The sequence below is a fragment of the Actinopolymorpha sp. NPDC004070 genome (assembly GCF_040610475.1).
Lineage (GTDB): Bacteria > Actinomycetota > Actinomycetes > Propionibacteriales > Actinopolymorphaceae > Actinopolymorpha.
In genome coordinates, this window is record NZ_JBEXMJ010000006.1 from 344,249 (window position 1) to 350,251 (window position 6,003).

General features: G+C 70.2%; 4 protein-coding genes. 2 read left to right on the forward strand and 2 right to left on the reverse strand.

Going from position 1 to position 6,003, the window contains the following annotated elements:
* Positions 1-259 precede the first annotated feature (259 nt).
* On the reverse strand, positions 260-3,739 hold the full coding sequence (gene metH / locus ABZV93_RS14070) for a methionine synthase (RefSeq protein WP_354934801.1): 3,480 nt from the start codon (positions 3,737-3,739) through the stop codon (positions 260-262).
* Positions 3,740-3,994: 255 nt separating this feature from the next.
* Between metH and ABZV93_RS14075 the strand changes: the two genes are divergently transcribed.
* Positions 3,995-4,864, forward strand: coding sequence for a PAC2 family protein (locus ABZV93_RS14075; protein WP_354934804.1), 870 nt, complete (start codon positions 3,995-3,997; stop codon positions 4,862-4,864).
* 2 nt (positions 4,865-4,866) lie between these two features.
* Here ABZV93_RS14075 and ABZV93_RS14080 read toward each other — a convergent pair whose 3' ends face one another.
* On the reverse strand, positions 4,867-5,424 hold the full coding sequence (locus ABZV93_RS14080) for a CGNR zinc finger domain-containing protein (RefSeq protein ID WP_354934807.1): 558 nt from the start codon (positions 5,422-5,424) through the stop codon (positions 4,867-4,869).
* A 93-nt stretch (positions 5,425-5,517) separates the two neighbouring features.
* Here ABZV93_RS14080 and ABZV93_RS14085 point away from each other — a divergent pair, with 93 nt between their 5' ends.
* Positions 5,518-5,931, forward strand: a complete 414-nt coding sequence (locus tag ABZV93_RS14085; RefSeq protein WP_354934810.1) for an alpha/beta fold hydrolase — start codon at positions 5,518-5,520, stop codon at positions 5,929-5,931.
* The last annotated feature ends 72 nt before the right edge of the window (positions 5,932-6,003 follow it).

Genomic DNA, 6,003 nt, shown 5'->3' on the forward strand with positions numbered 1-6,003 from the left:
GCGATTGCACAACAAATCCTCGGGAGTACGGAGAGTACGCCGAAAGTACAGCGGGTTGCCGGGCTCGCGAGCGTGGGATCTCTCCCGAAATCCGGCGAAGCACCGCAAGCCGCCCACAAGCCGCCCGGCACCCTGGAGCGGTGATTGCCGAGCCGACCCGGTCACCCGAACGGCCGAGTGCCGACGCCTCAGCGTTAGCGGCACCCGGCCGTGTCGTGACGATCAGAGACGGATCTTCGCGGATCGTCTCCGGGCGAACTCAGGTGTTGAAGTACTTCGCCTCGGGGTGGTGCACGACGATCGCGTCGGTCGACTGCTCCGGGTGCAGCTGGAACTCCTCCGACAACGTGACGCCGATCCGCTCCGGCCGCAACAGCTCCACGATCTTGGCCCGGTCCTCCAGGTCGGGGCACGCGCCGTACCCCAGGGAGAACCGCGCGCCGCGGTAGCCGAGCTTGTGGATCATCGCCTGCAGGTCGGCGTTGTCGTCGTCGCCGGCGTAGCCGAGCTCGGCCCGGATCCGGGCGTGCCAGTACTCCGCCAGCGCCTCGGCCAGCTGCACCGACAGGCCGTGCAGCTCGAGGTACTCGCGGTAGTGGTTGCCGGCGAACAGCTTCGCCGTCTCCTCGCCGATCCGCGAGCCGATGGTCACCACGGTGAAGCCGACGACGTCGGTCTCCCCCGACTCCTCGGGCCGGAAGAAGTCCGACAGGCACAGGTGCCGGTCGCGCTTCTGCCGGGGGAACGTGAACCGGCAGCGTTCGTCGCCGCCGTCACCGAGCACCACCAGGTCGTCGCCCTTGGCCACCGCGGGGAAGTAGCCGTAGACCACCGCGGCCTCCAGCAGCCCCTCCGTCTGTACGCGGTCCAGCAGGGCACGAAGCCGCGGCCGTCCCTCGGTCTCCACGAGCTCGTCGTAGCTCGGCCCGTCCTTCCCGCGGCCGGGCTTGAGCCCCCACTGGCCGAGGAAGAGCGCCCGCTCGTCCAGCATCGACGCGTAGTCGGCCAGCGGGATGCCCTTGACCACCCGGTCACCCCAGAACGGCGGGGTGGGCACGGGGTTGTCGGTGCGTACGTCCGAACGCGCGGGCATGTCCTCCGGCGCGGTCTCGGTCACCTTGGCCGAGCTCACCCGCCGCTTGCGCAGCGCGGGCAGCTCGGCGCCGGGAACGCCGCGCTTCACCCCCATCACGGCGTCCATCAGCCGCAGTCCCTCGAAGGCGTCCCGGGCGTAGCGGACCTCCCCCTCGTACAGCTCGGCGAGGTCCTGCTCGACGTAGCTGCGGGTCAGTGCCGCACCACCGAGCAGCACGGGCCACTTGTCCGCCTTGCCACGGCTGTTGATCTCCTGGAGGTTCTCCTTCATGATCACGGTGCTCTTGACCAGCAGGCCGGACATCCCGATCGCGTCCGCGCGGTGTTCCTCGGCGGCGTCCAGGATGAGGTTGACCGGCTGCTTGATGCCGAGGTTGACGACGTTGTAGCCGTTGTTGGAAAGGATGATGTCGACGAGGTTCTTGCCGATGTCGTGGACGTCGCCCTTGACGGTGGCCAGCACGATCGTGCCCTTGCCCTCGTCGTCGGTCTTCTCCATGTGCGGCTCGAGGTAGGCGACCGCGGTCTTCATCACCTCGGCCGACTGCAGCACGAACGGCAGCTGCATCTGGCCGCTGCCGAACAGCTCACCGACCACCTTCATGCCGGAGAGCAACTCGTCGTTGACGATCTCCAGGGCGGGCCGGCCGGAGTCCAGTGCCTCCTGCAGGTCGGCCTCCAGGCCGTTCGCCTCGCCGTCGACGATGCGCCGCTGCAGGCGTTCGCCCAGCGGAAGGGCCGCGAGCTCCTGCGCCCGGCTCTCCTTGGTGTCCGACGTCTTCACCCCGGCGAACAGCTCCAGCAGCCGCGTCAGCGGGTCGTAGCCCTCCCGCCGGCGGTCGTAGACCAGGTCCAGGGCGACCTCGCGGTGCTCCTCCGGGATCCGGGCGATCGGCAGGATCTTGCTGGCGTGCACGATCGCGGCGTCCAGGCCGGCCTGCACGCACTCGTGCAGGAAGACGGAGTTGAGCACCTGACGGGCCGCGGGGTTGAGGCCGAAGGAGATGTTCGACAGACCCAGCACCGTCTGGACGTCGGGGTGCGCCTGCTTCAGCCGGCGGATGGCCTCGATGGTCTCGATGCCGTCCTTGCGGCTGTCCTCCTGCCCGGTGGCGAGGGTGAACGTCAGGCAGTCGACGAGGATGTCGGACTCGTTCATCCCCCACTGTCCGGTGAGGGTGTCGATGAGGCGCTCGGCGATGGCGAGCTTCTTGTCCGCCGTACGCGCCTGGCCCTCCTCGTCGATGGTGAGCGCGACCACCGCGGCGCCGAACTCACGCACCAGCGGCATGATCTGGGCGAACCGGCTCTCCGGTCCCTCGCCGTCCTCGAAGTTGACGGAGTTGATCGCGCACCGGCCGCCGAACGCCTCCAGCCCGGCCTCCAGCACCGGCGGCTCGGTGGAGTCCAGCATGATCGGCAGCGTGGAGGCGGTGGCCAGCCGGGACGCGATCTCGCGCATGTCGGCGACACCATCGCGGCCGACGTAGTCGACACACAGGTCGAGGATGTGCGAGCCGTCCCGGATCTGTGCCCGGGCGATGTCGACACAGTCCTCCCAGCGGCCGGCGACCATCGCCTCGCGGAACGCCTTGCTGCCGTTGGCGTTGGTGCGTTCGCCGATGGCGAGGTACGACGTGTCCTGCCGGAACGGCACGTGCTGGTAGAGGCTGGACGTGCCCGGCTCACGGCGGGGCGAACGAGGCGCGAGCTCCCGCCCGCCGACCCGCTCGACGACCTGGCGGATGTGCTCGGGAGTGGTGCCGCAGCAGCCACCCACCAGCGCCAGGCCGTAGTCGGCGACGAAGCTCTCGTGCGCGTTGGCGAGCTCCTCCGGCGTCAGCGGGTAGCGCGCGCCGTCGGAGGTCAGCTCGGGCAGCCCGGCGTTGGGCATGCAGGACAACAAGGTGGAAGAGTGCTGCGCGAGATAGCGCAGGTGCTCGCTCATCTCCGCCGGACCGGTCGCGCAGTTGAGCCCGATCACGTCGACGCCGAGCGGCTCCAGCGCGGTCAGCGCGGCACCGATCTCCGATCCGAGCAGCATCGCGCCGGTGGTCTCCACGGTGACCGAGGCGATGACCGGCACGTCGGCGCCCAGCTTCGCGATGGCCCGCTTCGCGCCGAGGATCGCCGCCTTGGTCTGCAGAAGGTCCTGGGAGGTCTCCACGATGAGGGCGTCGGCACCGCCCTCGATCAGGCCGGCGGCGTTCTGCTGGTACGCGTCGCGCAGGACGGCGTACGGCACGTGCCCGAGCGAGGGCAGCTTGGTGCCCGGCCCCATCGAGCCCAGCACCCACCGGGGACGGTCGGGAGTGGAGTAGGCGTCGGCTACCTCGCGAGCCAGCCGGGCGCCGGCGAAGGACAGCTCGTGGACGCGGTCCGCGATGCCGTACTCACTCAGTGCGGCGAAGTTGGCGCCGAAGGTGTTCGTCTCGACACAGTCCGAGCCGGCCTCGAAGTAGGGCTCGTGCACCGACCGCACGATGTCCGGCCGGGTGATGTTGAGGACCTCGTTGCAGCCGTCGTGACCCTCGAAGTCCTCCAGCGTGGGGTCGTGGGCCTGCAACATCGTTCCCATCGCGCCGTCCGCCACGAGGACGCGCTCACGAAGCGCCTGACGAAAAGTGGCGGAGGTGTTGCTCACGAGGGTCGCTCCTTGTTGATCGGCTGATCGGGACAGACCGCCACCAGCGTACCCGGGCGTCCACCCACCGGACCGTGTTCTTGGACTCCGAGATCTTGGACCTCGAGATCACTCGCGGGTGGCGGTCGGCACGTCGCGACGTGCGTGACGGCGCAGCCACGTAGGCTATCGGAGGTGGTGTCCGGCGGGTCCGGCATAGTTGGCGGGTCCGGCACCGTGCGGCGTCGGACACCGACAACAGGGAGGACGATCCACGTGCTCGAGCTCGAAGGCACGCCGGAGCTGGATGACCCGGTCCTCCTCGCGGCCTTCGAGGGATGGAACGACGCCGCGGACGCGGCGAGTTCCGCACTGGACCACCTGGCGAAGGTGTGGAAGGCCCAGCCCCTCGGGGAGCTGGGGTCCGACGACTACTACGACTACCAGGTCAACCGGCCCACGGTCGGCGCCGACGCGCAGGGCGTACGCAGGATCACCTGGCCCTCCACCCGGGTCATGGTCGCCCGGCCGCCCGACGCGCCACGCGACGTGATCCTGGTCCGAGGCATCGAACCCAACATGCGGTGGCGGCAGTTCTGCGCGGAGATCCTGGACGTCGCCGACAGCCTCGGCGCGGAGATGGCGGTCCTGCTCGGCGCGCTGCTGGCCGACAGCCCGCACACCCGGCCGATCCCGGTCACCGCGAGCGCCACCGATCCCGAGCTCGCCTCGGCCCTGGGCCTGGAGGCGCCGACGTACGAAGGTCCGACCGGCGTGCTGGGCGTCCTGCAGGAGGCCTGCCACAGCGAGAGCCTTCCGGCGGTGTCGTTCTGGGCGGCAGTTCCGCACTACGTCGCGTCCAGCCCGTGCCCGAAGGCCACCCTCGCCCTGCTGCGCAAGGTCGAGGACCTGCTGGACCTCACGGTGCCGCTCGGCGACCTGCCCGAGGACGCCCGCGCGTGGGAGCGAGGCGTGGACGACCTGGCCCGCGACGACACCGAGGTGTCGGAGTACGTCCAGTCGCTGGAGCAGGCCCGCGACGCGGCCGACCTGCCGGAGGCCACCGGCGAGGCGATCGCCAAGGAGTTCGAGCGGTACCTCCGCCGGCGCCCGGAGCGGGGCGGCGGGGAGCAGGACAGACCCTAGGGTCAGGCTCCCGCGCTTTCTCCGCTCCGTCGTTCGCGCATCGCCCGCATCTTGTGCCGGGCACCGCAGGTGCGCATGCTGCACCACACCCCCTTGTTGCCCGGGGACCGGTCGTAGAAGACCCATCTGCAGTCCGGTGAGGCGCAGACCTTGAGCCGGTCGCGCCGGCCGGCCAGCTCCTCGACCGCGAGCGACGCCAGCAGGTCACCGGCGAACTCCCCGAGTGCGGACCCGTCCGCCGGCGGTAACCGCAGCGTGCCGTCCCGGTTCCACCGCGGCGGCCGCAGCGACCGCTCGGCGTGGGCGTTCAGGACGTCGTGCACGTGGGCGGCGTTCGAGCCCTCGAGGTGGTCCCGGATCGCCTCCCGCAGCTCGAGGAGTCCGGGCAGGCCGTCGTCGTCGAGCTCCGCCGCGGCCGCGGCTCCGGCGTGCGCGACCAGCCACTCCCGCGCGTCCGGCAGGTCGGCCCAGGCGTCCTCGTCGTACAGGAACCTCGCCGAGTTGCAGAACTCCTCGACCCGGGCGAGCGGCTCGGGTGCTGCTGGTCGGTCGTACGGCATGGGCGCAACGTTACCCACTGAGGAATTGAACCGGTAACGTCCCGCCTGTTACCGTCATCGAGGTTCTACCGGTAACGCGACGAAGGAGCCGACATGACCACCGCACCGAACCTGGCCCCGAAGCTCACCGAGGAGTACCACAGCCCGCACGGCGTCGTGCGCTGGACCCGCCTTGGCGCCGGCCCGCCGGTCGTCCTGCTGCACGGAACGCCGTTCTCCTCCCACGTCTGGCGCGACGTCGCCGCCGGCCTCTCCGCCGGCCACACGGTGTACCTCTGGGACATGCCGGGCTACGGGCAGTCGGAGATGCGCGCCGGGCAGGACGTGTCCCTGGCCGCGCAGCAGGAGGTGTTCACCGGTCTGCTCCGGCACTGGGGCCTCGACTCCGACGGGCGCAGACCCGCCGTGGTCGCGCACGACTTCGGCGGCGCGGTCGCGTTGCGCACGACGCTGCTCGACGGTGTGCCGTACGACCGGCTGGTGCTGTCGCCGCCTCCTGAAGACTGACCCCCTGGGGTTCTCCGAAAGTTGACCCCCTCCTGAGTCTTGGAGGGTGTTGAAAGTGGAGGACTGGGCGGA

Bases quoted from the DNA above. Each gene is read 5' to 3' on its own strand.
- ABZV93_RS14085 (WP_354934810.1), top strand. From the start codon at position 5,518: ATGACCACCGCACCGAACCTGGCCCCGAAGCTCACCGAGGAGTACCAC.
- ABZV93_RS14080 (WP_354934807.1), bottom strand. From the start codon at position 5,424: ATGCCGTACGACCGACCAGCAGCACCCGAGCCGCTCGCCCGGGTCGAG.